This window comes from Methylobacterium sp. BTF04 (assembly GCF_010692745.1).
In the GTDB taxonomy this organism is placed as follows: domain Bacteria; phylum Pseudomonadota; class Alphaproteobacteria; order Rhizobiales; family Beijerinckiaceae; genus Methylobacterium.
In genome coordinates, this window is record NZ_JAAHTB010000150.1 from 1 (window position 1) to 2,070 (window position 2,070).

The window sequence follows — 2,070 nt, forward strand, 5'->3', positions numbered from 1 at the left end:
CTCAGTGCGATGCTTCGCGGTCTCCGGATCGACCGTCATCCCGCACACCGGGTCCCTCGCCGGGCCTGCGTCATCGTTCGCCACCGGGTCCGGACCGGGGTCAACATGGTCGGCGTGCGCATTACGGTTGGTCTGAAGCTGGGTCATCCGAGTGACGTTCCTTGTGCCTCCCCTCAACGTCAGCGCCCCGGGGGCTCTGCGACCTTGAGACTGAGGATGTAGTTGATGACCGCGTCCATTTCGTCCCGATCCAGCCTGACGCTGGGCATGTTCGGGTGATGGCTCTGCAGGAAGACGTCGAGCGCGATGCCCGTGGTCGAGGGCATCTCCGCCACGGCCATGAAACTCGGACCGCCGAAGACGCCCGCCCGGGCACCCTTGCCGATGGCATGGCACTGGCTGCAGTTTTCCGCGGCCAGGGTCCATCCCCGGATTCGGTGGTTCTCCATGGCCGGGCCGGCGGCGGCCTGCCGGGCGATGGCAAGCGAATAGGGCGGTGGCGATACCCAAACGCCATCCGTAGGTACGCGGCCGGATCATGCGGTCCTCGCCAAGACGGCGGCGCATGACATCACGCGGCGACTTCGGCGATGATGCAACCGGGGTCCACCAGGTCGCCTGCAGGCGCCATGATCGCCACCAAGCCCTCCGCAGGTGAAGTGATGTCGTGCAGCGCCTCGCCGATCCGGACCGCCGCCACGGCCTCGCCGACACGGACCCTGGCCCCGTCCTCGACGAGCCAGCGTTCGAGGATGCCCTCGGGCAGCATTCCTGTGGACCAGAGTGCTTCAGAGACGCGAATATCCGGCATGGCTTCCTGACCTCCGTATGCCCCGGCCTAGGGTATCCGTCTCGCATTGAAGCGCACTGAGCCCGGCTGCGCCTTGATCTGGATCACGGCGCAGCGGATCACCGTCGTCGGGATGTGCGGGCGAGGCTAGGATCTAGGTCGGCGCCTGCATCAGCTGCGACCACCGGTGCGACCTAGGACCATGCCGGCCCTGGCCTGCGGCGGCGGTCAGGCCTTCATTGAGGCCATGTCGATGACGAAGCGGTACTTCACGTCGCTGCGCAGCATCCGCTCGTAGGCCCCGTTGATGTCCTGCATGCGGATCACCTCAACGTCCGAGACGATGCCGTGCCGCCCGCAGAAGTCGAGCATCTCCTGGGTCTCGGCGATGCCTCCGATCAACGACCCCGCGACCGCCCTCCTGCCCATGACCAAGGGTACGGAGCTCATGTCCGGCCCGACCGGGCCGATCTGCCCGAGCAGGACCAGGGTGCCGTCGAGCGCCAAAGTCGGAGTGTACGGGTTGAGGTCGTGGACGAACGGCACGGTATCCAGGATCAGGTCGAAGCGGTCCTTTTCCGCCGCCATCTGCGCCTCATCCGTGGATAGGACGACATGATGGGCGCCGAGGCGTCGGGCGTCCTCCTCCTTGCCTGGGGAGCGGGTGAACAGCGTCACCTCGGCTCCGAGGGCGCTCGCCAGCTTCAGGGCCATGTGGCCGAGGCCCCCGAGGCCGACCACCGCGACCTTGCTCGCCTTGCCCACCTTCCAGTGGCGCAGCGGCGACCAAGTGGTGATCCCGGCACACAGGAGCGGGGCGGCCCCCTCCAGGGCCAACCCCTCTGGAATGGCGAGGACGAACCTGTCGGAGACGACGGTCCTGTCGGAATAGCCGCCGTAGGTCGGCGTGCCGTCATGCCGGTCGAGCGCGTTGTAGGTCATCGTCGCGCCGTCGTCGCAATACTGCTCCAGCCCCCGGCCGCAGGGCGAACAGTGTTGGCAGGAGTCGACCATGCATCCGACGCCGACGACATCGCCGGCCCGGAAGCGCGTGACGCTCACCCCGACGCCCGTCACCCGACCGATGATCTCGTGGCCCGGCACCATCGGGTACGTGGCGCCGCCCCACTCGTTGCGGACGCTGTGGACGTCGGAATGGCAGACGCCGCAGTAGAGGATGTCGAGGGCGACGTCGTCGGCGCGCAGGTCCCTGCGCGTGAATTGATAGGGCGCCAAGGCGGCCTCGAAGGACTGCGCCGCATAGCCGGACACTGAATTGG

General features: G+C 67.4%; 3 protein-coding genes. All 3 read right to left on the minus strand.

Annotation, left to right across the window (positions count from 1 at the left end):
* Positions 1–179: 179 nt before the first annotated feature.
* On the minus strand, positions 180–449 hold the full coding sequence (locus tag G3T14_RS23885) for a cytochrome c (RefSeq protein WP_163644964.1): 270 nt from the start codon (positions 447–449) through the stop codon (positions 180–182).
* A 122-nt stretch (positions 450–571) separates the two neighbouring features.
* Positions 572–811, minus strand: a complete 240-nt coding sequence (locus tag G3T14_RS23890) for a biotin/lipoyl-containing protein (RefSeq protein ID WP_163644965.1) — start codon at positions 809–811, stop codon at positions 572–574.
* A 207-nt stretch (positions 812–1,018) separates the two neighbouring features.
* On the minus strand, positions 1,019–2,062 hold the full coding sequence (locus tag G3T14_RS23895) for an NAD(P)-dependent alcohol dehydrogenase (protein ID WP_163644966.1): 1,044 nt from the start codon (positions 2,060–2,062) through the stop codon (positions 1,019–1,021).
* Between the last annotated feature and the right edge of the window lie 8 nt (positions 2,063–2,070).

What these genes read in the sequence shown, in the direction of transcription:
- G3T14_RS23885 (WP_163644964.1), bottom strand. Translation starts at nt 449, where the DNA reads ATGGAGAACCACCGAATCCGGGGATGGACCCTGGCCGCGGAAAACTGC.
- G3T14_RS23890 (WP_163644965.1), bottom strand. Translation starts at nt 811, where the DNA reads ATGCCGGATATTCGCGTCTCTGAAGCACTCTGGTCCACAGGAATGCTG.